The following is a 20,455-nucleotide window of genomic DNA, read 5'->3' on the forward strand; positions in this document are numbered from 1 at the left end:
GATAAATTGCCCACCCGGCACTTTCCGGGAGCATCGGATCCTGGGTCATGACACACCCGATCGCGAAATCTTTGCGCCGGGGGCATGAGCGCTACGCTTGAATGGTCAACGGCATCGGGTTACGGCAGACATGGTGCCGACACCCGGGCAGTTCCGGCCCGGTTGAGGCCAAGGAGAGACACGTCTTGCCCTTCCCCAATATCGACCCCATCGCCTTTGCCATCGGCCCCATTGCCATCCGCTGGTATGCGCTGGCCTATCTCTTCGGGGTCATTCTCGGCGCCGGCTATGGTTATCTGCTCCTGGCCAATCAGCGGCTCTGGCATCGCGGCTCGCCGCCCTTCCCCGCCAAGGACATTTGGGACTTCGCCTTCTGGGCCATGCTCGCCATCGTCATTGGAGGGCGCACCGGCTATGTGCTGTTCTACAACCTGCCCTACTATCTCGAGTATCCGGGCCAGATCATCAACACGCTCGATGGCGGCATGTCCTATCATGGCGGCATGCTTGGCCTGATGCTGGCGGCGATCCTCTTCACCCGATCCAGGGGCGGCAACTGGCTTTCCAGCCTCGACCTCATCGCCGCCGTCGCCACCATCGGCATATTCCTCGGCCGCATCGCCAATTTCATCAATGCCGAGCTTTATGGCGCGCCCACCACAATGCCCTGGGGCGTCGTCTTCCCCACAGACCCGCTGCAGGTCGCCCGCCACCCCAGCCAGCTCTACGAAGCCGCGCTCGAGGGCCTGCTGCTCTTCCTCATCATCCGCGTGGCCACCCACATATTCTACGCGCTGCGCAAGCCGGGCCTGGTCGCCGGCATCTTCGCCATCGGCTATGCGCTCTCGCGCATCGCGGTGGAATTCGTGCGCCTACCCGATGTGCAGCTGGGCTATCTCTATGGTGGCTGGCTGACCATGGGCCAGCTGCTGAGCCTGCCCATTCTCGTCGCCGGTCTCATCCTCGTCACCTATGCGGCCACCCGCCGCGAAAACCCGTTGCGTCCATGATTGAAAAGCCCGCCGAACCCAAGCTCGACAGCCTGACGCTGGAACAGCAGATCGACCTGCAGATCGTCACCTCTGGCCCGATCTCGGTGGCCACCTATATGGGTCTCTGCCTCACCCATCCCTCCAAGGGCTATTACCGCGCGGCCGATCCTCTGGGCGCCAGCGGCGACTTCATCACCGCGCCGGAAATTTCGCAGATGTTCGGCGAGCTGATCGGCTTCTGGCTGGTCAATCTCTGGCAGCAGATGAGCGAACCCAAAAGCTTCACCCTGCTCGAACTCGGCCCCGGCCGCGGCACGCTGATGGCCGATATCCTGCGCGTCGCCTGCCGCGCCCCCGGATTTCGCGACGCGCTGAAACTCCGCCTCTTCGAAACCAGCCCCCCGCTCATGGCCGAGCAACAGGCCCGGCTGGAGGTCTATGAGCCCAGATGGCTCCAGGATTTCGAGAGCTTCGAGAATGGCCCGGTGCTGGTCATCGCCAATGAATTCTTCGATGCCCTGCCCATCCGCCAGTTCATCCGCAAGATCGATGGTTGGCACGAGCGGCAGGTGGGCCTTGTGGACGGCAAGCGCGCCTTCGGCCTCTCGCCCACGCCCATCCCGGCCTCCGCCATGCCCGAAGCTGTCGCCAATGCCGAAATTGACACCATGCTGGAGGTCTCCTTCGCCGGCGCCGAGGTGCTGACTCGCCTCGCAAAGGCCATTGCCAAGCAAGGTGGCAGCCTTCTGGCCATCGACTATGGCTATGGCACCACGCAAACCGGCGACACCCTGCAGGGCGTGCGCCGCCATGCCTATGCCGATGTGCTCGAAGCGCCCGGCGAAACCGATATTTCCGCCCATGTCGATTTCGGCGCCCTGGGCAATGTCGCGCGAGCCGCCGGTCTCGCCACCCAGCCGCTGGCCACCCAGGGCCAGTTTTTGACCCGCCTGGGCATCGGCGAGCGCGCGGCCGCCCTCACCCGGGCCAATCCCGCCGCGGCCGCCGATATCCGCACCGCCCATGATCGTCTTGTCGGGCAGGACCAGATGGGCACCCTGTTCAAGGTGTTCTGCGCCCATAGCCCCGGCCTTGCCCCCGCGGGGTTCACCGCGTGAGTGCGCCCTTCGAAACCGCCGGCAATCTTGCAGGCCTGCCCGGCATCCGTCACGGATTTTTCGGCCGCGCCGGTGGTGTGTCCGCAGGCGACTTTGCCGGCCTCAACGTCTCCCTTGCGGTGGGTGATGACCCCGCGTCTGTCGCCGCCAATCGCGACATCATCGCCGGCACCATGGGCCTCGGTCCGCTGATGATTCTGAGGCAGACACACTCGACCCGCGTCGAAACCCTTGCCGGCCCGATCGCGCCGTCCTCGCTCGACGCCGACGCCATGGTCACCGCCACGCGCGGACTGGCCCTCGCGATCCTCACCGCCGATTGCACGCCCATCCTCTTCGCCGACCCCGAAGCGCGCGTCGTTGGTGCCGCCCATGCCGGCTGGCGCGGCGCCGCCGAGGGCATCATCGGCAACACCATCGCGGCCATGGTTGCCCTGGGGGCCGCTCCCGCGCGCATCCGCGCCGCCATCGGCCCTACCATTTCCGTCCCCAATTACGAAGTTGGCGAGACATTCCGCGCCGATTTCCTGGCCTTGCACCCCTCCGGCGCCCATCATTTCCAGACGCCCGAGGGCGGCCGGCCGCATTTCGACCTGCCCGGTTTCGTGGTGGAACAGCTTGCCGCGGCCGGAATCGGGTCCCTCGAGAACCTTGGCGCCTGCACCTATGCCGCGCCCGAGCGCTACTTCTCGCATCGCTATGCCACCCACCGGGGCACCAGCACAGGCCGGCAGATCGCCGTCATCGGAATGACATGAGGTTTATTTACCGCTTAGCCCAAAGTGTCGTTGCGAGTCCGAAACTGACCCGCTAAAGCTGCCCGCGAAACTGGAAGGTCCCGCCCCCGAGGGACCGGTTGAGACAGGATCGCGCCCATGAAGCTGGTGACCGGCAATTCCAACCGCCCTCTGGCTCAGGCCGTCGCCAGCTATCTCGAACTTCCCCTCACCGACTGCACGGTCAAGCGCTTCGCCGACAAGGAAGTCTATGTCGAGGTGCATGAGAACGTCCGCGGCGAGGATGTGTTCATCCTCCAGTCCACCAGCTACCCGGCCAACGACAATCTGATGGAGCTGCTGATCATCGCCGATGCGCTGCGCCGCTCCTCGGCCCGCCGCATCACCGCCGTGCTGCCCTATTTCGGCTATGCGCGGCAGGATCGCAAATCGGCACCTCGCACGCCCATCTCGGCCAAGCTCGTCTCCAATCTCATCACCGAGGCCGGTGCCAACCGCGTGCTGACGCTCGACCTGCACGCCGCCCAGATCCAGGGCTTCTTCGACATCCCCACCGACAATCTGACCGCCGCCCCCGTCATGGTGCGCGACATCAAGGACAATTACGACGTCAAGAACGTCATGATCGTGTCGCCCGACGTCGGCGGCGTGGTCCGCGCCCGCAATGTTGCCAGCCGTATCGGTGCCAGCCTCGCCATTGTCGACAAGCGGCGCCCGCGTGCCGGTGTCAGCGAGGTCATGAACATCATCGGCGATGTCGAAGGCCAGACCTGCATCATGATCGACGACATCGTCGACTCCGGCGGCACCCTGGTCAACGCCGCCGAAGCCCTGCTCAAGGCCGGGGCCAAGGAAGTGTCCGCCTACATCACCCATGGCGTCCTCTCCGAAGGTGCCGCCGAGCGCATCGCCGCCTCCAAGCTCAAGGAACTGGTGGTCACCGATTCCATCCTTGAGACCGAGGCCACCAAGGCCGCCGCCAATATCCGCCGCATGTCCATCGCGGCCCTGATCGGCGAGGCCATCGCCCGCACCGCCAGCGAGCAAAGCGTCTCCAGCCTTTTTGACTAGACTGCGGCCGAAGGCAAAATCGCTCCGGTGGAGCGATTTTAGCAGGCTAGGCCATGAGAGCTATGCTCGAATGGCACGAAGGCGCCACTGGAGCGGAGCAATTTCAGGCGCGAGGGCCACGAGACCTATGGTCGAGTGGCGAGCATCGCGGCAAAATCGCGCCACTAGAGCGGAGCGATTTCAGGCGCGAAGGACGACCCCGCTATGCTGGAATGGCCAGCCTGCGCTATCCTGCCCGCGATCCAGCACGGGAGGCCCAAATGCCACGTTTTCTCGCCTTGTACATGGGGTCCGGCGATTCCGAGGTCCAGCAGGCCTGGGAGCGTCTTTCCGATATGGAAAAAGCCGAGCGTTCCCAACGCGCCATGAAGGAATGGGGCGATTGGGTTGAGCGCCACAGCCATGTGATCGTGGACATGGGGGCGCCTCTGGGCAAGACGCTGCTGGCGTCCCCCGAGGGCGTCTCGCCCACCCGCAATGCCATCACCGCCTATGTCATCGTCGAGGCTGCCACCCATGACGAGGCGGCGCAGATGTTCCGGAACCACCCGCATTTCACCATCTTTCCCGGCACCGGGGTCGAGATCCTGCAATGCCTGCCCATGCCAACGATACCGGAATAGGGCAAAGGATCAGCTTTGCCTTGCCGGGCGCCCGGCTTTCCTCTATAGCCCAGCGCCATGAAGCGCTCGTCACCCCTGGAGGACGGGCGCGTATGTCGTTGTGATAACGCCATACACCAACCAAATGGAAAAATTCCATGGCTGAGACCAAAGTGCTCAAGGCACAGGCGCGTGACGGAGTGGGCAAGGGGGCCGCTCGCGAAGTGCGTCGTCAGGGACGTGTTCCCGCTGTTATCTATGGTGACAAGAAGCCCCCCGTCACCGTTTCCGTGGCCTATAAGGACGCGCTGAAGTTCATCTATGCCGGTGGCTTCAAGTCGCACATCCTCGACCTCGACGTCGATGGCACCGTCCACAAGGTGATCCCGCGCGATTACCAGCTCGACGTCGTCATGGATCAGCCGATCCACATCGACTTCCTGCGCGTGTCGGGCAACGCCACGCTGCATGTCGATGTGCATGTGGAATTCATCAACGAAGAGAAGAGCCCCGGCCTCAAGCGCGGCGGCACCCTCAACGTTGTGCGCCACACCGTGGAACTGATCGTCCCGGCCAACGCGATTCCCGAGGCCGTCACCGTCGACCTGACCGGTTCGGAAATCGGCGACTCGCTGCACATCTCGGCCGTGACCCTGCCCAAGGGCGTCAAGCCCGCGATTACCGATCGCGACTTCACCATCGCCACCCTCGTGGCGCCGTCGGGCCTGAAGTCCGCCGACGCTGCCGGCGAGACCGAAGAAGCTGCCAGCGAGGAATAATCCTCGCTTCAGCGACAGAACGTGTGAGGCGGCCAATGGCCGCCTCATTCATTTGCTGAGGTCCGAACCATGAAACTGCTTGTTGGTCTGGGCAATCCCGGCGCCCAATATGAAGGCAATCGCCACAATATCGGCTTCATGGCCGTGGACGCCATCGCCGCGGCCCATGGCATTTCCACCTGGAAGTCCAAGCATGCCGGGCTTCTGGCCGAAGGTTCGGTGGGCGGCGAACGGGTGCTGCTGCTGAAGCCGCAGACCTTCATGAACAAGTCCGGCGACAGCGTCCAGCAGGTGGCCCGCTTCTACAAGCTCGCCAACGCCGACATCATCGTCTTCTACGATGAACTCGACCTGGCCCCCGGCAAGGTGCGCGTCAAGGTCGGTGGCGGCAATGGCGGCCACAACGGCTTGCGCTCAATCGACCCGCAGATCGGCCTCGACTACAAGCGCGTGCGCCTTGGCATCGGCCATCCGGGCAAGGAATTCGTCACCCATCACGTGCTGGGTGATTTCGCCAAGGCCGACAAGGCCTGGCTCGATCCGCTGCTTGGCGAGATTGCCCGCCAGGCGCCGCTCCTGCTCAAGGGCGACGACAGCGGCTTCATGAACAAGCTCGCCCTGGCCGTGAAGGGCGAGGAGCCGGCAAAGGCCGACAAGACTGCGCCTGCCCCCAAGGGCCAAAGCCACATTCGCCAGGCCCGCCCCTCAAAGCCCCAGGCAGACATACCGAAAACCGGCCCCATGGCCGACATGCTCGGCAAGCTGTTCGGGAAAAAAGGCGACTAGGCCTTACGCGGTCGCCCGCCGCTCCACGTCCTCGCTCGCGTGCCGGCGCGAGCGGCCAAAGGAGCCCAGTCAATGCGGTAGCAGAGCAGGCCCCATGTGCCGCCCCCGGGCCAAGCCCGAGGGCAGTTCGCTCGGCAGAACCTTAAGCCACTGCAGCCTTCTTCGCCCCACGGGCCCATTCCGGCAGCCAGGCGCCATGGGCGTCGATCAGGTCGTCCACCAGGCTCCAGATCTGGTCCAGGTCCAGTTCGGCGGCAGTGTGCGGGTCCATCATGGCCGCGTGGTAGATGTGCTCGCGTTTTTCTTCCATCAGCGCCCGCACGGTCAATTCCTGCACGTTGATATTGGTGCGGATCAACGCCGTCAACTGCGGCGGCAATTCACCGACATAGGTCGGCTGCAAGCCATTGTCGTCGACGAGGCATGGCACTTCCACAGCCGCCGCATCAGGCAGCGAGGTGATGACGCCGTTATTGCGCAGATTGCCGTAGATCACCGAAGGCTCGCCGGTCCAGACCGAATTGACGATGGACGAGGCATATTCCTTGGACTGCTTGACCTCGATGCGGTCGGCTTTCTTGTAGTCGTCGGACGTCTGCTTCCACCTGGCGATCTGCTCGACGCAGCGCTTGGGATATTCATCGAGCGGAATACCGAACTTCTCGATGATGTCCTCGCGCCCCTCCTTGATGAAATAGGGGGTGTATTCGGCGAAGTGTTCCGAGCTTTCGGTGACGAAATAGCCCAGGCGGGTCATCATCTCGTAGCGCACCTTGTTGGGGCAGCGTGGATTCCAGCCGGGTTTGGGCGCGCGGCCCTCGCGATAGGCGCGGTGCAGCTCAGGATAGAGGTCCTTGTAGGAGCCGTCCGGCTGGCGATGCTCGAAATTGAGGAAGAACGCCATGTGGTTGATACCGGCGGAGCGGTAACGGATCTCTTCGTAGGGAATGTCGAGATCATGCGCCAGCTCATGGGCCGTGCCCTGCACCGAGTGGCAGAGGCCCACCTGCTTGATCGTCGGGTATTTCTCCGAAATGGCCCAGGTGTTGATGGCCATCGGGTTGACATATTGCAGCATGACCGCGTTGGGCGCGACCTCGAGCATGTCCTCGCAGATGCTCCACAGATGCGGCACCGTGCGCAACCCGCGCATGATGCCGCCCACGCCCAGTGTGTCGGCAATGGTCTGGCGCAGATTGTATTTCTTGGGCACGTCGAAATCGACAACGGTCGAGGGCTCATAGCCGCCGATCTGGAAGCAGACGACCACGAAGTTTGTCCCGTCCAGCGCTTCGCGCTGGTTCGAATAGGTCTTGACGGTGGCCGGCACGCCCAGCGTGTTTACCAGCTTGCCGGCAATGATCGCGCTTTCTTCGAGCCGCGTCGGGTTGATGTCCATAAGCCGGATTTCGGCGCCCGCCAGGGCCGGACGGTGCAGGATGTCGCCAACGATGTTCTTCATGAACACAGACGAGCCGGCACCAATGAAGGTGATTTTTGGATTTGCCATGGGGATGCTCCGAAAAGAAGAGCCGCGAACGGCCCGGCGGCTCCTCCAGCCGCATTGACCCCATGCTATCGTCCATTGCCGATGATGCAATCCGGGATGAAAGGTGACTCTTCCGGTTTTCTAAGGAATGCGATGGCTGATGCGGAACAGTCCTGATCCCCACACTAGCGCAGGCTTAACCGCCCCGCGCCACCCTTTTGAGCGTGGTGGAGGCGAACATGCGCGACAGATACTACCGGATTTCATCGCCCGCCGAACTGCCTCAAGGCAGCGTATTGGTCCATATCTGGCGCGAGGACGGAGACCCCCTGGCGAGCATGGAGGGGGACGAGGAGCTGGTTGTGGCTGCGCCGGACCTGATCCTGTTTCGCGCCGCGCTGCTGCGCTATCGCCACAACCTGAATGCCACCTTCGTCCATCTGGAAAACCCTGAGCTCTGGCAAGCCGGCTGGGGCGACCTTGTCGATTATCGCGGTGGCCGGAGCAGCAAAAGGCCGGCGCCCCATGAGGCGCCGGCCGGAAAGATCGAACCGGATCGGATGGACGCCTGGGACTACACGTTGAACTTGAACAGCATCACGTCGCCGTCCTTGACCACATAATCCTTGCCTTCGTCGCGCGCCTTGCCCGCCTCCTTGGCGGCCACTTCCCCGCCCAGGGTGACGAAGTCCTCGTAGCCGATGGTCTGCGCACGGATAAAGCCACGCTCGAAATCGGTATGGATGACACCTGCCGCCTGCGGAGCCTTGTCGCCGCGATGGATGGTCCAGGCGCGCGTTTCCTTGGGGCCGACCGTGAAATAGGTCTGCAGGTTAAGCAGGTCATAGGCGGCGCGGATCAGGCGATTGAGGCCGGGTTGCTCCAGTCCGAGCGAGTCCAGATATTCAGCCTGCTCGTCATCAGGCAATTGCGCTAGCTGGCTCTCGATCTCGGCCGAGATGATGACGACGCCGGCATGGTTGGCCGCTGCATAGTCTTCCACCTGCTTGGAATAGGCATTGCCGGTGGCGGCCGAAGCCTCGTCGACATTGCACACATAGAGCACCGGCTTGCTGGTCAGAAGCTGCAGCTCGGTGAACGCTTTTTCTTCCTCGGCCTCGCGCTTGACGAAGCGGGCCGACCTGCCCTCGCGCAAGACGGCAAGGGCCCGGTCGACCAGCTCCAGCACCTGCTTGGCGTCCTTGTCATTGCCCTTGGCCTTCTTCTCAAGGTTCGGGCGGCGCTTCTCGAGGCTTTCAAGGTCAGCCAGCATCAATTCGGTCTCCACCACCTCGGCATCGGCCAGCGGATCGACCTTGTTGGACACATGGATGACATTGCTGTCCTCGAAGCACCGCAGCACATAGGCAATGGCATCGGTCTCGCGGATATTGGCCAGGAACTGGTTCCCCAGCCCCTCGCCCTGCGATGCACCCTTCACCAGCCCGGCAATGTCCACAAAGCTCATGCGCGCCGGCAGGATCGCCTGCGACTTGCCAATGGCGGCCAGCTTTTCCAGCCGCGGATCGGGCACCGACACTTCGCCCACATTGGGTTCGATCGTGCAGAACGGAAAATTGGCCGCCTGCGCGGCAGCGGTGCGGGTCAATGCATTGAAAAGCGTCGACTTGCCGACATTTGGCAGGCCGACAATGCCCATCTTGAAGCCCATGGGTATCTCCGGGAATTGGTTGCGCACCAATTGGGCGGGATCACCGCCGATGTCAATGCTTGGGGGGCCCGGTCCGTCCAAACCGGGTTTCTGCCCGGCCCGCAACCATCTATCCCTTGCCCCTACGCGCCGGACATGGCAAAAGCGCGTTGACGTATAGGGCAAGCAAATGACCAATCCTGTCACCCAAGATCGGCGTCATTTCGAAGACCTCGCCGTGGGCGAGGTCATCGACCTGGGGCACACCACCGTCTCCAGGGACATGATCGTCACCTTTGCGCGCGAGTTCGACCCCTTCCCATTTCACCTCGATGAAGCGGCGGCCAAGGCGAGCCTGCTCGGTGGCCTGGCCTCCAGCGGCTGGCAGACAGGCGCCCTGAGCCTGCGCATGCTGGTAGATGGCTTCCTCTCCAGAATTGCCTCCTGTGGTGGGCTCGGCTTCAAGGACCTCAAGTGGAAAGCGCCCGTCATGGTCGGCGACACCATTGGCGGCACGGTGACCATTGCCGAGCTGCGGCGCTCTGGCAGTCACCCGCAATGGGGGATCGTCACCCTCGATTTCGACATCCGCAACCAGAAGCAAAAGCCGGTCATGACCATGCGCCTGGCCAATCTGGTGGAATGCCGCAACCCCGAGGTGCCGGCATGACCCGCTGGTTCGAGGACATCAATATCGACGAGGCCTTCCCCCTGGGCGACCACAGCTTCACGGCCGACGAAATCATTCGCTTCGGCACGCTGTACGACCCTCAATACTTCCACACCGATCCCGAACTGGCCCGCCACAGTCATTTCGGCGGCTTGATCGCCTCGGGCTGGCACACCGTCAGCGTGGGGCACCGAAAGATGGTCGATGCCCTGTTCGCCGAAGAGGAACGCCTGCGCGGCCTGGGCCAGGAGCCAGGCGTTTCCGGCCCCTCCCCCGGCGTCAATTCGATGGAATTCAAGGCACCGGTCCGCCCCGGCGACACCGTCACCTACACCCTGACCGTCACGGACAAGCGCCCGTCGAACTCCATCCCCGGCTGGGGCCTGCTGTTCAATCAGATCACAGCCAGGAACCAGCATGGCGATCTGGTCTATGAGGCGCACCTCGTCGGCTTCTCCAAGCTGCGAGACTATGTGATGCCGCTCAGGCTGAGGGTGTTGCTGGCGCTCACCAGGCTGCCCCTTCTCGGAAAGCTGATCGGGCGCGGCTCTTGATCGTGTCATGACGGATCGGCATGCTCTGGCAATGCGCCGATTCGCCCTCTGCCTCGCCCTCACCGCCTTTACAGCCGCGCCGGCCTTTGCCCAGGCCTTTCAGGGCAATTGGAGCTGCCGCGACGCCACCACCAACCGGGTGGGCATCCTGACCATCTATGGCCAGGTCTATGGCTGGGCCTCGCGCACGCCGAACGATCCCAATTCGGGCACTGGCACCATCACGCCCTATCAGGACGGCGTCGGCTTCAACGACGGCAATCTGCGGGCCAAGGGCGGGATCCAGGCCGGTCGCCTGATCGACGATGTCAATTATGGCACGGCCCTGCAGCTCGAAACCGCCGACACCATCGTCATGCTCTGCAATCCGCGCTGATTTCAGCGCCAACCCGGTTCGGCGGACCGCCGACGCCCCTCTTTCGGGCGGGGGCTTGAACTTTCCGGCCGTTTCCCGCATTTTGAAAGGGCAGTGCCGGGCCCCTCTGGTCGCGACCCCTTGTTGCGGCGATGTCGGAACTGCTCCACAACTCACATGGAGAAGGTCCGGCGATGGAATCGCTTCTTGCCGCCCTTTCGGGCGATTTTCTCGGTACTCCCGCATATTTCTGGGTCGCGTTCATCGCGATCGTCATTGGTCTGCTTGTCTTCGATCTCGGCATCCTGCACCGCGATGAGCACGAGATCGAAGCCAAGGAGAGCCTGCTGCTCTATGGCTTCTACGTTCTGATAGCCCTGGCCTTTGGCGCCTGGGTCTGGTTCAGCCGCGGCGCACAATCCGGTCTCGAATTCTATACCGGCTATCTGATCGAACAGTCCCTGGCCATGGACAACATGTTCGTCATAGCCACGATCTTCGGCTTCCTCGGCATCCCCCGGCTCTACCAGCATCGCGTGCTGTTCTGGGGCATTCTGGGGGTCATCCTGTTCCGCGCCATCCTGATCGGTGTCGGCGCGGCGCTGGTTCACCAGTTCAGCTGGATCCTGTTCATTTTCGGCGCCTTCCTGGTCTTCACCGGCATCCGCATGTTCTCCCACTCGGACGAGGAGCCGGACATCGAGGCCAATCCGGTGCTGAAGTTCCTGCGCAAGCGCTTCCGCATCACCAATGAGCTGCGCGGCCGCCATTTCGCCGTCAAGGAACCCGATCTCAAGACCGGGAAGCTCGTCACCTGGCTGACGCCGCTGGCCGTGGCCCTCATCATGGTCGAATTCGTCGATCTGGTGTTTGCCGTGGACTCGGTGCCGGCGGTGTTCGCGGTGACCCAGGACACCTTCATCGTCTACACCTCGAACATCTTCGCCATTCTAGGCCTGCGCGCCCTTTACTTCGCACTTGCCGCGGCGATGAACCGTTTCCGCTACCTGCAGATCTCGCTCGCCATCATCCTGGTGCTGATCGGCATCAAGATCTTCCTCGTGCCGCTGGGCATCAAGATCGACACCTTGCTCTCGCTCGGCGTCACCATCGCCATCCTGGCCGGCGGCGTCCTCTACTCCTTGTGGAAGACCCGCAACGAGCCCGATATCAGCGCCGAGGACGAACCCGAAACCGGGCAGTTGAAGCCGTAACGGGCCAAGGCCCCGTTCATCGGAACCTGGAGGCCGGCGGTTGACGCCGGCCTTTCTCTTTGCCTATCCTCCAGCATTCCTAAGGAGGTTTCGCGCCGAAATGATCTGAGAACTCGTCCCGGACACAGGCCCCACACCCGTTCCACGCCCTGCGTGTGACCGGCGCGTGCTCGAGGTAAGGTTCGACGAGATCGGCAGACATGGTGCCAACCCGGCCTGATGGCCAGCCGCGCTCTGCGCTCCCTCGCTTCCCCTGCGTCCATTCATGAACCGCCTCATCGCGCGGCTCTGGCCGCGTGTCGTTCACTTAAGCCAGCCCGCGTGAGGACATCACCGGGCGGGGAAGGACATCTCATGCCCAAAAACCAGTTCCAGCGCCCCTTGCGGGTCACGCCATCCCATCAAGTGCCGCGCCACGGCAAGCCGCAGCCGCCGGCTGCACGGCCCCAGCCACAAACGCCTGCCAAGCCCCCGGAAGCCTCCCTGCCACCGCTGGCAGTGCTTCTGGACAAGGCATCCGACAAGTAGCATCCGGGAGGCCGGCTCCACGGCCGGCCTCTTGCACGACTCTTGCCGCATTTGCCGGTTAACGAATTGTCAAACGACAAAGGAGACCGGCAAATGGGTGCCATCCACGAAATCGTCTTCGACTGCGAGGAACCGGCAACTTTGGCCGATTTCTGGGCCAATCTGCTCGAGGGCTATTCGGTCCGGCAGATCGATGCGACCGATGCGGCCCTCAGCGTGGCGCTCGGGCTCGATCCCACCGTGCCCACCACGGTTCTGATCGACGGACCAGGACCGTCCATCTGCTTCCAGAACGTCAACGGTCAGCGCCCCGACAATAACCGCGTGCATTTCGACGTCGAAGTCGATGAGCGCGCCGCTGAGGTCGATCGCCTCAAGCAGGCCGGCGCCACCGTCGACCGCGTCCTGCCCACCTACACCGTGATGCGCGATCCCGAGGGCAACCAGTTCTGCCTGATTGACCGGCGCGAGGCCATGGCGGCCTGATTGTCAGCGCTTATGGGGTGCTGACAGGTCCTGTCAGCGCCCTGCTTCATGCTCGTGGCAGATCCAGATGGAACCTTGCCATGACCATTACCGCCGCCTGCCACTGCGGGGCCACCCGCATCACCCTGCCGGCCCATCCGACCGAGGCCAAGGCCTGCAATTGCAGTTATTGTGCCCGAACCGGCGCGGTCTGGGCCTATTTCCGCGCCGGCGAACTAAGCTTCCAGTCCCGCGAAGGCGAAGCGACATACTCGGCCAGCGACGGGATGAACCTGCACCATTTCTGCAGCCATTGCGGCATGCAGACCTGGGGCGATTCCCCGGACTGGGCCTCGATGTACAATGCCGACGGCACCCCCAAGAACGGCGACTCCCGATCGATGCCGACCGAGCGCATCTACGCGGTCAATCTCAATCTGATCGACGATCTGGATTGGACAGCCATCGCCGTTGAACGCGTCGACGGCCGCAACAACTGGTAGGCCGCGACCGGGTCCCGACACCCACTGAGCCGCCCCCGGCTGGCCTCAATGCCCCTCGAAGGCCATCAGCGATGTCACCTTGACCCCTTCGGCCTCCAACTTGGCGGCCCCTCCGATATCGGGAAGGTCGATGACGAAGGCCGCATCGTCGCAGACAGCGCCCGTCCGGCGCATCAGTCCAACCGCCGCCAGCGCCGTGCCACCCGTGGCGATGAGATCATCGACCAGCAGCACCTTGTGGACATTGCTCAGCACGTCAGCGTGGATTTCGATCGTATCGACGCCATATTCGAGCACGTAGTTCTGCCCGATCGTCGTTCCCGGGAGCTTGCCACGCTTGCGGACCGGTACGAAGCCGACGCCCATCGCAATGGCAACGCCCGCGCCAAAGATGAAGCCGCGCGCCTCGATCCCGGCGACATGGGTGAACCCCTGCCCGCGATATTGGCTGGCAATGCGCTCGATGCTTTCGCGAAATCCTTCCGGATGCTCGATCAAGGTTGTGATGTCTCGGAACAGGATACCCTTCTTGGGATAGTCGGGGATCGTGCGGACGAGCGACTTCAGGTCGAGCGACATGGATGGCCTTGTAATGGGAGAAGAAGTCAGGGCTTGTTGCGGCCCAGCACATGCCGGGCGATGACGCCGGCATTGTAGGCGACGTTGCGCGTTGTCGCGATTGCCGTTTCGCGAGCCTTTGGGTTGTTGACCACGGCCTGCACCCCGGCCCGTACCGCCGGATGGCGGCTCACGGCTATCGCGGTGCTCACCACTGTGACAGCGAGGCGAACGGCGGACATCGCAGTTTCCTTCAACAACCTGGACTGTGGGAATATCGCGATTGCGCGCGTCGATGGCAAGGGGCGGACTGCCGCGCCTCGTGCAATTTTACCGCCCACCGAAAAGCAAAGGGGCCCTATCGGACCCCTTCGAATTCGCTCGTTCTGTGCATGCCCTGCGAGCATGGCTCTTCGGGCCTGACCCACTCAAAACTCCCCACCGGGGAGTTTTGACGGCGTGGGGCGCAACAAAGAAGGGGCCCTATCGGACCCCTTCGAAATCGCTCGTTCTGTGCATGCCCTGCGAGCATAGCTCTTCGGGCCTGACCCACTCAAAACTCCCCACCGGGGAGTTTTGACGGCGCGGGGCGCCGTCGTGGGTCAGTGTTCGATGCCGGCCCAGAGCTTGCGCTTGGTCGCGTACATCAGGCCGGAGAACAGCACCAGGAACAGCAGCACGGCAAAACCGGTCTGCTTGCGGCTGACCAGATGCGGCTCGGCCAGCCACATCATGAACGCAGCCACGTCCGTTGAATACTGTTCGAGCGTCTCCGGAACGGTCACTCCGTCTTCACCCGGCGTATAGGTCACCGAGCCGTCGGCAAGCGGCGGCGCCATGCCGATGGCGTGGCCGGGGAAGTAGTCGTTGTAATACTTGCCTTCGGCCAGTTCGAACCCTTCCGGCGCGGTTTCCGGAACTTCCTCATGGTAGCCGTTGAGCAGCGCGTGGATATAGTCCGCGCCACCTTCCTGGTAACCAGTGAAGTAGTTGAAGACCCAGGTCGGGAATGGATCGGTGACACCGCGGGCTTTGGCCAGAACCGAGAAGTCCGGCGGCAATGCACCGCCATTGGCGTCGCGCGCCTCCTGCTCATTGGCAAAGGGCGCGGGCCAGCGGTCGGCCGGAACAGCCGGACGACGGCCGCCATCGGCTGTCGGATCGTCAACTTCATACTCGGCCGCCAGAGCCTTGACCTGGGCTTCCGAGAAGCTCGGCCCGCCTTCCTCCGACAGATTGCGGAAGGAGATCAGATTGGCACTGTGGCAGCTTGAGCAGACTTCGCGGAACACCTGGAAGCCGCGCTGCAGCTGATGTTCGTCATAGGTGCCGAAAATGCCCGCGAAGCTCCAGCTCTGGCGCTCGATATGGGCACCGCCCTCGGCGGCGATGGCGGGAGCCGACGCCATGCCGACAACAGCGGCAAGTGCAGCGATGAGGATCTTGGTCTTGAACATGTCTGTCGCCCCGATCACGCGTGTGCCTTGCCGAGAACACTCTCGGAAATGCTGGTCGGCAGCGGCTTGGGAGTCTCGATCCGAGAGAGCACCGGCAGCACCACCAGGAAGTAGATGAAGTAGTAGGCCGTGCAGACCTTGGCCATCATCGTGTAGATGCCTTCGGCCGGCTGGGCGCCCAGATACATCAGGCCGATGAAGTTGATCACGAAAAGGGCGTAGAACCACTTGAACATCGGGCGGAACGAGCCCGAACGCACCTTCGAGGTGTCCAGCCACGGCACGATCAGCAGCATCAGCATGGCGCCGCCCATGGCGATGACGCCGCCCAGCTTGCTGTCGATGAACAGCACGTTGAAGTCGATGGCGCGCAGGATGGTGTAGAACGGCAGCAGGTACCATTCAGGCACGATATGAGCCGGCGTCACCTGGCTGTTGGCCATGATGTAGTTGTCAGGATGGCCCAGGATGTCGGGGGCAAAGAACACGAACCACGCGAACGGGATCATGAACAGCACCATCGCGAACAGGTCCTTCATCGTATAGTACGGATGGAAGGGCACGGTATCGCGGCTGTCCTTGACCTCGACGCCGATCGGGTTGTTGTTGCCCGGCACGTGCAGGGCCCAGATGTGCAGCGCCACCACGGCGGCGATGATGAACGGCAGCAGGTAGTGCAGCGAGAAGAAGCGGTTGAGCGTGGGGTTGCCCACCGCAAAGCCACCCAACACCAGTTGCTTGATGTTCTCGCCGACCAGCGGAATGGCCGAGAAGATGTTCGAGATAACCGTCGCGCCCCAGAAGCTCATCTGGCCCCAGGGCAGGATATAGCCCATGAAGGCGGTGGCGGTGGTCAGCAGGAAGATGACGACGCCGAGGATCCAGAGGATTTCGCGCGGCGCCTTGTACGAGCCGTAGAACAGGCCGCGGAACATGTGGATGTAGAGGGCCACGAAGAACATCGAGGCACCCACCGCGTGGGTTGCCTGGATGATGCGGCCGCCATTCACGTCGCGGCGGATATGTTCCACCGAGTTGAAGGCCAGGCCCACATTGGGGGCATAGTGCATGGCCAGGATCACGCCGGTGACGATCTGGACCGCCAGGCACATGACCAGGATGGCGCCGAAGGTCCACCAGTAATTGAGGTTCTTCGGCGTGGGGAAGTCCATCAGGTGCTCTTTTGAGAACCGGATGATCGGCAGGCGGTCATCGAGCCACTTCTCGACGGCACTGCCCGGAGTATAGGTGGAATGTTCTGACATCGGGAAAGCCCCCACTAACCGATCTGGACCAGCGTATCGCTGACGAATTCATAAGGCGGCACGACCAGGTTCTTGGGCGCGGGGCCGCGACGGACACGACCGGCGGTATCGTAGTGCGAGCCGTGGCACGGGCAGAACCAGCCATCGAAATCACCCGATTCACCCACCGGGATACAGCCCAGATGCGTGCAATTGGCGATCATGATGAGCCACTGCTCATGGCCTGGCTTGGTCCGCTCTTCGTCGGTCGCCGGATCCTTCAGGTCGCTCAGCGGCACCGCCTTGGCTTCCTCGATCTCGGCCGCCGTGCGGTGACGCACGAACACTGGCAGACCGCGCCAGGTGATGGTTACCGACTGACCTTCAGGGATCGCGCCGACATCAAACTCGATGCTGGCCAGCGCCAGCGTCGAGGCATCGGGGTTGAGCTGATTGATCAGCGGCCAGACCACGGCGGCAGCGCCGACCGCGCCGACGGCGCCGGTGGCGACGAAAAGGAAGTCCCGCCGGTTGGTGGATGAATGTTCTGCTTGCGTGGCCAAGGTCCGTATCCCCGTACGATGCACAATTGACGGAGCCGGCAACGGCGCCTGTCGCCCGCGTAAACGGAATCGACCGCCGTCCGCCCTCAAGCGGCCCGTCAGGTCAGGTCTTTTTGCACTGTCACAGTGAGTTGTCCAGTGCGCGCGCCGTGACAGCCCACAACTGCGACACTATACCCGAGGCAACCGCGAAAACCGGGGCCCTTGTCCCGTTCAGGAACCATTCATGACCGTAGTCCTGGCCCTCTACCAGCCCGACATCGCCGCCAATACCGGCACGCTGCTGCGGCTCGGCGCCTGCCTCGGCGTCACCATCCACATCATCCATCCCGCCGGTTTTGCCCTCACCGACCGCAATTTGGCCCGGGCCGGAATGGACTATCTCGACAAGGCCGCACTGGTCGAACATGCCAGTTTTACTGCTTTCGACGCCTGGCGCCGGGGCGAACAGAGGCGTCTGGTCCTGCTGACCACCAAGGCCAGCGAGTCGGCCTATGACGCCCGCTTCACCCCCCAGGACATCCTGATGCTGGGCCGGGAGAGCGCCGGCGTCCCTGATGCTGTCGCTGAAATCGCCGACCTGCGCCTGCGCATTCCGATGAGCCCGGGCCTCCGCTCCATCAACGTCGCCATCGCCGGAAGCATGGTCCTGGGCGAAGCCATGCGGCAGACTGGCCGCTTTACAGAATTGTCCTGAAGGTTCATTCCCCCCCTCATGACCCTCCCAGCCGACATCGACACCAAGAAAACCACAGCCAGCGCCTGGTTCCGCACCCTGCGCGATCGGATCTGCGCCGCGTTTGAAGCCATTGAGCGCGAGACGATCGGCATTCACGCCGACATGCCGCCCGGCCAGTTCGAACGCACGCCTTGGGACCGCGCGGCAGGCGGCGGCGGCGAAATGTCGATGCTCCATGGCCGGGTCTTCGAAAAGGCCGGCGTCCACATTTCCTCCGTCCACGGTCATTTCACCGAGGATTTCGCCCGCCAGATGCCGGGCACAGAGGCCGGCACGGCCTTCTGGTCCTCGGGCATCTCGCTCATTGTCCACCCTTGGAACCCCCACGTTCCAGCGGTGCACATGAACACCCGAATGATCGTGACAGGCAAGCAATGGTGGGGTGGCGGTGCTGACCTGACCCCGGTGCTCGACAATCGCCGCACCCAGACCGACCCGGACACGGTCGACTTTCACGCCGCCATGAAGGCCGCTTGCGACAACCGACCGGGCGTCGACTACGAGCGCTTCAAGGCCTGGTGCGACGAATACTTCTTCCTGCCCCATCGCAACGAACCCCGCGGCATTGGCGGCATATTCTACGACCATTTCAATTCCGGGGACTGGGACGCCGATTTCGCCTTCACCCAGGCTGTGGGAGAGGCCTTCCTCAAGATCTATCCGGAGCTGGTGCGCCGCAATTTCGAGAAGCCCTGGACAGAGGCCGAACGTGACGAGCAACTTGTGCGCCGCGGACGCTATGTCGAGTTCAACCTGCTCTATGACCGGGGCACGACTTTCGGATTGAAGACCGGCGGTAACGTCAATTCCATCCTCTCGTCCATGCCCCCGGCGGTGAAGTGGCCGTAAGCCGTCACTGCTCGGGCTTGGTGTAAGGACAATCCGCTATAGCCTGACCTGGCGCCGCCCGCTTAACATCCCGCAATGTCCCTAACCGACCTCGACATTACCGGCTATCGCTCGATCCGCTCCATTCGTTTCCCCCTGAAACGCCTGACGGTACTGGTCGGCGGCAATGGCGTGGGCAAGACCAATCTCTACCGCGGTCTCGAACTGGTTCATGCTGCCGCCACGGGTGACCTTGTTCGCAACCTGGCGCGGGAAGGCGGCCTCGCTTCGGCCATGTGGGCCGGACCGCGCAGGGTTAGTGACAAACCGCGGCTGATCTTCGAGGTCGGGCTCGACACGATCCTGCCGGGAGACGACGAGGCGGCCTTTGTGCCCCGCTATTCGGTCGAAGTGGGGTTCGGCAATTCCCGTTATGAAGCGGTGTTCGAACAGGAGCCGCAGATCAAGGCCGAGAACCTGGTCCTGCCCGGAAGGCGCAGCGTCACGCTGCTGGAGCGCAAGGGACCGGCCGCGTGGTATCGCGATGAGGACGGGCGCATCCGCCAACTCGACCATCCACTACTGGCCAGCGAGACCGCTCTGTCCGCCCTGCGTGGCACCCTGCCCGAACTCGATACAGTCCGATACATGCTGGCCGAATGGCGCTTCTACCACGGCTTCCGCACCGATTCCGATTCGCCGCTACGACGTCCCTCGCTGGCCGTGACCTCACCCACGCTCGATGCTGACGGGAGAAATCTCGGGGCCGTTCTGGCGACGCTGAAGCACATTCGCGGCGACACCGTCGATCTCGACGCGGCGATTGAACAGGCCTTTCCCGGTGCCAGGCTCGAGATCCCGCCGCCGGAACGCGATGCCAGCTTCTCAATGATATTTCCCGAAATGCCGCACCGCTCCTTCGCGCCTGCCGAGCTTTCGGACGGGACGCTGCAGTTCCTCGCATTGCTCGGGGCCTTACTGGCCTACCGCCTGCCACCGTTCATTGCGCTCAACGAACCGGAAACCTCGCTCCACCCCGACCTGCTGCCGGCCCTCGCCCGGGCCATTGCCCGCGCCGCCGAGCGGACCCAGGTCTGGGTAGTAACCCATTCGGTCCCATTGGCAGAGGCGATCGCCGAGGAGACTGGCATCGTACCCCGCACCGTCATCCGCCGGGATGGCGGCACCTGGCTGGAGGGTCTGTCGGACATCGGCATCTTTCCCGAGGATTAGGCGGAACCAAATGCCGATCCACACGTTTCCTCAGACTGTCCATTGCGAGAGATGAGGAGGTTCGTGATGAAACGATTTGACTCCGGGACGCTCATTCCAGGGTCTACCTGGCGTGCCGAGGCCGAAAGTGAGGCCGAAGTGGTTCGTCGTGCGGTCGAGAACATGCGAAATCTCAACGGCGAAACCGAAGTGCGCCCCGAAATGGTCGAGCGCATCAAGGAACGCATCGTTGATGTCGACGATATGGGCCGGCAGACCAAGCACTGACCCATCCGAACAAGCCCCGGTCCGCCGGGGCTTCTTTCTGTACCGGCCCGTG

Annotated in this window: 25 protein-coding genes; 18 read left to right on the forward strand and 7 right to left on the reverse strand. The window is 63.1% G+C overall.

Annotated features, from left to right (window positions below; translation table 11 throughout):
• Nucleotides 1-185: 185 nt before the first annotated feature.
• The 7 genes from lgt to pth all read left to right on the forward strand — a co-directional run bounded on the left by lgt (nucleotide 186) and on the right by pth (nucleotide 6,085).
• Nucleotides 186-1,010, forward strand: a complete 825-nt coding sequence (gene lgt, locus K1X15_RS14350) for a prolipoprotein diacylglyceryl transferase (RefSeq protein ID WP_240549500.1) — start codon at nucleotides 186-188, stop codon at nucleotides 1,008-1,010.
• Nucleotides 1,007-2,110 carry a class I SAM-dependent methyltransferase gene (locus K1X15_RS14355; RefSeq protein WP_220304299.1) on the forward strand — a complete coding sequence of 368 codons (1,104 nt, stop codon included), beginning with the start codon at nucleotides 1,007-1,009 and terminating at the stop codon, nucleotides 2,108-2,110. Before lgt ends, K1X15_RS14355 begins: the two co-directional genes overlap by 4 nt.
• Nucleotides 2,107-2,868 (forward strand): peptidoglycan editing factor PgeF, encoded by a 762-nt coding sequence (pgeF, locus tag K1X15_RS14360; protein WP_220304300.1) that lies wholly within the window; start codon nucleotides 2,107-2,109, stop codon nucleotides 2,866-2,868. Before K1X15_RS14355 ends, pgeF begins: the two co-directional genes overlap by 4 nt.
• 117 nt (nucleotides 2,869-2,985) lie before the next feature.
• Nucleotides 2,986-3,918 carry a ribose-phosphate pyrophosphokinase gene (locus K1X15_RS14365; protein WP_220304301.1) on the forward strand — a complete coding sequence of 311 codons (933 nt, stop codon included), beginning with the start codon at nucleotides 2,986-2,988 and terminating at the stop codon, nucleotides 3,916-3,918.
• A 260-nt stretch (nucleotides 3,919-4,178) separates the two neighbouring features.
• Complete coding sequence (locus K1X15_RS14370) at nucleotides 4,179-4,541, forward strand: hypothetical protein (protein WP_220304302.1); 363 nt, start codon at nucleotides 4,179-4,181, stop codon at nucleotides 4,539-4,541.
• 137 nt (nucleotides 4,542-4,678) lie between these two features.
• On the forward strand, nucleotides 4,679-5,299 hold the full coding sequence (locus K1X15_RS14375; RefSeq protein WP_220304303.1) for a 50S ribosomal protein L25/general stress protein Ctc: 621 nt from the start codon (nucleotides 4,679-4,681) through the stop codon (nucleotides 5,297-5,299).
• 69 nt (nucleotides 5,300-5,368) lie between these two features.
• Complete coding sequence (gene pth, locus K1X15_RS14380) at nucleotides 5,369-6,085, forward strand: aminoacyl-tRNA hydrolase (RefSeq protein WP_220304304.1); 717 nt, start codon at nucleotides 5,369-5,371, stop codon at nucleotides 6,083-6,085.
• 142 nt (nucleotides 6,086-6,227) lie between these two features.
• Here the strand turns inward: pth and melA are convergent, their stop codons facing one another.
• Nucleotides 6,228-7,595 (reverse strand): alpha-glucosidase/alpha-galactosidase, encoded by a 1,368-nt coding sequence (gene melA / locus K1X15_RS14385; RefSeq protein ID WP_220304305.1) that lies wholly within the window; start codon nucleotides 7,593-7,595, stop codon nucleotides 6,228-6,230.
• 218 nt (nucleotides 7,596-7,813) lie between these two features.
• On the opposite strand from melA, the gene K1X15_RS14390 reads away from it, so the two are divergent.
• Entirely contained in the window at nucleotides 7,814-8,197 is a 384-nt protein-coding gene (locus K1X15_RS14390; protein ID WP_220304306.1) for a hypothetical protein, read from the forward strand.
• Here K1X15_RS14390 and ychF read toward each other — a convergent pair.
• Nucleotides 8,149-9,246, reverse strand: coding sequence for a redox-regulated ATPase YchF (gene ychF / locus K1X15_RS14395; protein WP_220304307.1), 1,098 nt, complete (start codon nucleotides 9,244-9,246; stop codon nucleotides 8,149-8,151). The genes K1X15_RS14390 and ychF overlap by 49 nt on opposite strands.
• A gap of 169 nt (nucleotides 9,247-9,415) precedes the next feature.
• On the opposite strand from ychF, the gene K1X15_RS14400 reads away from it, so the two are divergent.
• The 6 genes from K1X15_RS14400 to K1X15_RS14425 all read left to right on the forward strand — a co-directional run bounded on the left by K1X15_RS14400 (nucleotide 9,416) and on the right by K1X15_RS14425 (nucleotide 13,514).
• Nucleotides 9,416-9,895: a MaoC family dehydratase gene (locus tag K1X15_RS14400; protein WP_220304308.1), complete on the forward strand. Its 480-nt coding sequence runs from the start codon at nucleotides 9,416-9,418 to the stop codon at nucleotides 9,893-9,895.
• Nucleotides 9,892-10,449, forward strand: coding sequence for a MaoC family dehydratase (locus tag K1X15_RS14405; protein ID WP_220304309.1), 558 nt, complete (start codon nucleotides 9,892-9,894; stop codon nucleotides 10,447-10,449). The genes K1X15_RS14400 and K1X15_RS14405 overlap by 4 nt, the downstream gene beginning before the upstream one ends.
• Before the next feature lie 31 nt (nucleotides 10,450-10,480).
• Nucleotides 10,481-10,825 carry a hypothetical protein gene (locus K1X15_RS14410; protein WP_220304310.1) on the forward strand — a complete coding sequence of 115 codons (345 nt, stop codon included), beginning with the start codon at nucleotides 10,481-10,483 and terminating at the stop codon, nucleotides 10,823-10,825.
• A 173-nt stretch (nucleotides 10,826-10,998) separates the two neighbouring features.
• On the forward strand, nucleotides 10,999-12,018 hold the full coding sequence (locus tag K1X15_RS14415; protein WP_220304311.1) for a TerC family protein: 1,020 nt from the start codon (nucleotides 10,999-11,001) through the stop codon (nucleotides 12,016-12,018).
• A gap of 621 nt (nucleotides 12,019-12,639) precedes the next feature.
• On the forward strand, nucleotides 12,640-13,032 hold the full coding sequence (locus tag K1X15_RS14420) for a VOC family protein (protein ID WP_220304312.1): 393 nt from the start codon (nucleotides 12,640-12,642) through the stop codon (nucleotides 13,030-13,032).
• Nucleotides 13,033-13,112: 80 nt separating this feature from the next.
• On the forward strand, nucleotides 13,113-13,514 hold the full coding sequence (locus K1X15_RS14425; RefSeq protein WP_220304313.1) for a GFA family protein: 402 nt from the start codon (nucleotides 13,113-13,115) through the stop codon (nucleotides 13,512-13,514).
• A 45-nt stretch (nucleotides 13,515-13,559) separates the two neighbouring features.
• On the opposite strand, the gene K1X15_RS14430 is transcribed toward K1X15_RS14425, so the two are convergent.
• The 5 genes from K1X15_RS14430 to petA form a co-directional block, all read right to left on the reverse strand.
• A complete protein-coding gene (locus K1X15_RS14430) occupies nucleotides 13,560-14,093 on the reverse strand; it encodes an adenine phosphoribosyltransferase (protein ID WP_220304314.1) in 534 nt (177 codons plus the stop codon).
• Between the two features lie 26 nt (nucleotides 14,094-14,119).
• The gene (locus K1X15_RS14435) at nucleotides 14,120-14,314 is read right to left on the reverse strand and encodes a hypothetical protein (RefSeq protein ID WP_220304315.1); all 195 of its coding nucleotides are present in this window, start codon (nucleotides 14,312-14,314) and stop codon (nucleotides 14,120-14,122) included.
• Nucleotides 14,315-14,674: 360 nt separating this feature from the next.
• Nucleotides 14,675-15,529, reverse strand: coding sequence for a cytochrome c1 (locus K1X15_RS14440; RefSeq protein WP_220304316.1), 855 nt, complete (start codon nucleotides 15,527-15,529; stop codon nucleotides 14,675-14,677).
• Nucleotides 15,530-15,543: 14 nt separating this feature from the next.
• Nucleotides 15,544-16,794: a cytochrome b gene (locus K1X15_RS14445; RefSeq protein ID WP_220304317.1), complete on the reverse strand. Its 1,251-nt coding sequence runs from the start codon at nucleotides 16,792-16,794 to the stop codon at nucleotides 15,544-15,546.
• 14 nt (nucleotides 16,795-16,808) lie between these two features.
• On the reverse strand, nucleotides 16,809-17,336 hold the full coding sequence (petA, locus tag K1X15_RS14450) for a ubiquinol-cytochrome c reductase iron-sulfur subunit (RefSeq protein ID WP_220304318.1): 528 nt from the start codon (nucleotides 17,334-17,336) through the stop codon (nucleotides 16,809-16,811).
• A gap of 226 nt (nucleotides 17,337-17,562) precedes the next feature.
• Between petA and K1X15_RS14455 the strand changes: the two genes are divergently transcribed.
• The 4 genes from K1X15_RS14455 to K1X15_RS14470 all read left to right on the forward strand — a co-directional run bounded on the left by K1X15_RS14455 (nucleotide 17,563) and on the right by K1X15_RS14470 (nucleotide 20,403).
• Nucleotides 17,563-18,033: a tRNA (cytidine(34)-2'-O)-methyltransferase gene (locus K1X15_RS14455; RefSeq protein WP_220304319.1), complete on the forward strand. Its 471-nt coding sequence runs from the start codon at nucleotides 17,563-17,565 to the stop codon at nucleotides 18,031-18,033.
• 18 nt (nucleotides 18,034-18,051) lie between these two features.
• The gene (gene hemF / locus K1X15_RS14460) at nucleotides 18,052-18,924 is read left to right on the forward strand and encodes an oxygen-dependent coproporphyrinogen oxidase (RefSeq protein WP_220304320.1); all 873 of its coding nucleotides are present in this window, start codon (nucleotides 18,052-18,054) and stop codon (nucleotides 18,922-18,924) included.
• A 75-nt stretch (nucleotides 18,925-18,999) separates the two neighbouring features.
• Nucleotides 19,000-20,136 (forward strand): AAA family ATPase, encoded by a 1,137-nt coding sequence (locus K1X15_RS14465; protein ID WP_220304321.1) that lies wholly within the window; start codon nucleotides 19,000-19,002, stop codon nucleotides 20,134-20,136.
• Nucleotides 20,137-20,202: 66 nt separating this feature from the next.
• A complete protein-coding gene (locus tag K1X15_RS14470) occupies nucleotides 20,203-20,403 on the forward strand; it encodes a DUF1059 domain-containing protein (protein WP_220304322.1) in 201 nt (66 codons plus the stop codon).
• The last annotated feature ends 52 nt before the right edge of the window (nucleotides 20,404-20,455 follow it).

Source organism: Devosia salina (genome assembly GCF_019504385.1).
Lineage (GTDB): Bacteria > Pseudomonadota > Alphaproteobacteria > Rhizobiales > Devosiaceae > Devosia > Devosia salina.

Excerpts from the sequence above, each read along its gene's own strand:
- K1X15_RS14445 (WP_220304317.1), bottom strand. The coding sequence starts at position 16,794 with ATGTCAGAACATTCCACCTATACTCCGGGCAGTGCCGTCGAGAAGTGG.
- K1X15_RS14410 (WP_220304310.1), top strand. The coding sequence starts at position 10,481 with ATGCGCCGATTCGCCCTCTGCCTCGCCCTCACCGCCTTTACAGCCGCG.
- K1X15_RS14420 (WP_220304312.1), top strand. The coding sequence starts at position 12,640 with ATGGGTGCCATCCACGAAATCGTCTTCGACTGCGAGGAACCGGCAACT.
- K1X15_RS14455 (WP_220304319.1), top strand. The coding sequence starts at position 17,563 with ATGACCGTAGTCCTGGCCCTCTACCAGCCCGACATCGCCGCCAATACC.
- K1X15_RS14415 (WP_220304311.1), top strand. The coding sequence starts at position 10,999 with ATGGAATCGCTTCTTGCCGCCCTTTCGGGCGATTTTCTCGGTACTCCC.
- K1X15_RS14435 (WP_220304315.1), bottom strand. The coding sequence starts at position 14,314 with ATGTCCGCCGTTCGCCTCGCTGTCACAGTGGTGAGCACCGCGATAGCC.
- K1X15_RS14370 (WP_220304302.1), top strand. The coding sequence starts at position 4,179 with ATGCCACGTTTTCTCGCCTTGTACATGGGGTCCGGCGATTCCGAGGTC.
- K1X15_RS14425 (WP_220304313.1), top strand. The coding sequence starts at position 13,113 with ATGACCATTACCGCCGCCTGCCACTGCGGGGCCACCCGCATCACCCTG.
- K1X15_RS14355 (WP_220304299.1), top strand. The coding sequence starts at position 1,007 with ATGATTGAAAAGCCCGCCGAACCCAAGCTCGACAGCCTGACGCTGGAA.
- pth (WP_220304304.1), top strand. The coding sequence starts at position 5,369 with ATGAAACTGCTTGTTGGTCTGGGCAATCCCGGCGCCCAATATGAAGGC.
- K1X15_RS14390 (WP_220304306.1), top strand. The coding sequence starts at position 7,814 with ATGCGCGACAGATACTACCGGATTTCATCGCCCGCCGAACTGCCTCAA.
- K1X15_RS14375 (WP_220304303.1), top strand. The coding sequence starts at position 4,679 with ATGGCTGAGACCAAAGTGCTCAAGGCACAGGCGCGTGACGGAGTGGGC.
- melA (WP_220304305.1), bottom strand. The coding sequence starts at position 7,595 with ATGGCAAATCCAAAAATCACCTTCATTGGTGCCGGCTCGTCTGTGTTC.
- K1X15_RS14405 (WP_220304309.1), top strand. The coding sequence starts at position 9,892 with ATGACCCGCTGGTTCGAGGACATCAATATCGACGAGGCCTTCCCCCTG.
- ychF (WP_220304307.1), bottom strand. The coding sequence starts at position 9,246 with ATGGGCTTCAAGATGGGCATTGTCGGCCTGCCAAATGTCGGCAAGTCG.
- K1X15_RS14400 (WP_220304308.1), top strand. The coding sequence starts at position 9,416 with ATGACCAATCCTGTCACCCAAGATCGGCGTCATTTCGAAGACCTCGCC.
- K1X15_RS14430 (WP_220304314.1), bottom strand. The coding sequence starts at position 14,093 with ATGTCGCTCGACCTGAAGTCGCTCGTCCGCACGATCCCCGACTATCCC.
- K1X15_RS14465 (WP_220304321.1), top strand. The coding sequence starts at position 19,000 with ATGTCCCTAACCGACCTCGACATTACCGGCTATCGCTCGATCCGCTCC.
- K1X15_RS14440 (WP_220304316.1), bottom strand. The coding sequence starts at position 15,529 with ATGTTCAAGACCAAGATCCTCATCGCTGCACTTGCCGCTGTTGTCGGC.
- hemF (WP_220304320.1), top strand. The coding sequence starts at position 18,052 with ATGACCCTCCCAGCCGACATCGACACCAAGAAAACCACAGCCAGCGCC.
- K1X15_RS14365 (WP_220304301.1), top strand. The coding sequence starts at position 2,986 with ATGAAGCTGGTGACCGGCAATTCCAACCGCCCTCTGGCTCAGGCCGTC.
- K1X15_RS14470 (WP_220304322.1), top strand. The coding sequence starts at position 20,203 with ATGAAACGATTTGACTCCGGGACGCTCATTCCAGGGTCTACCTGGCGT.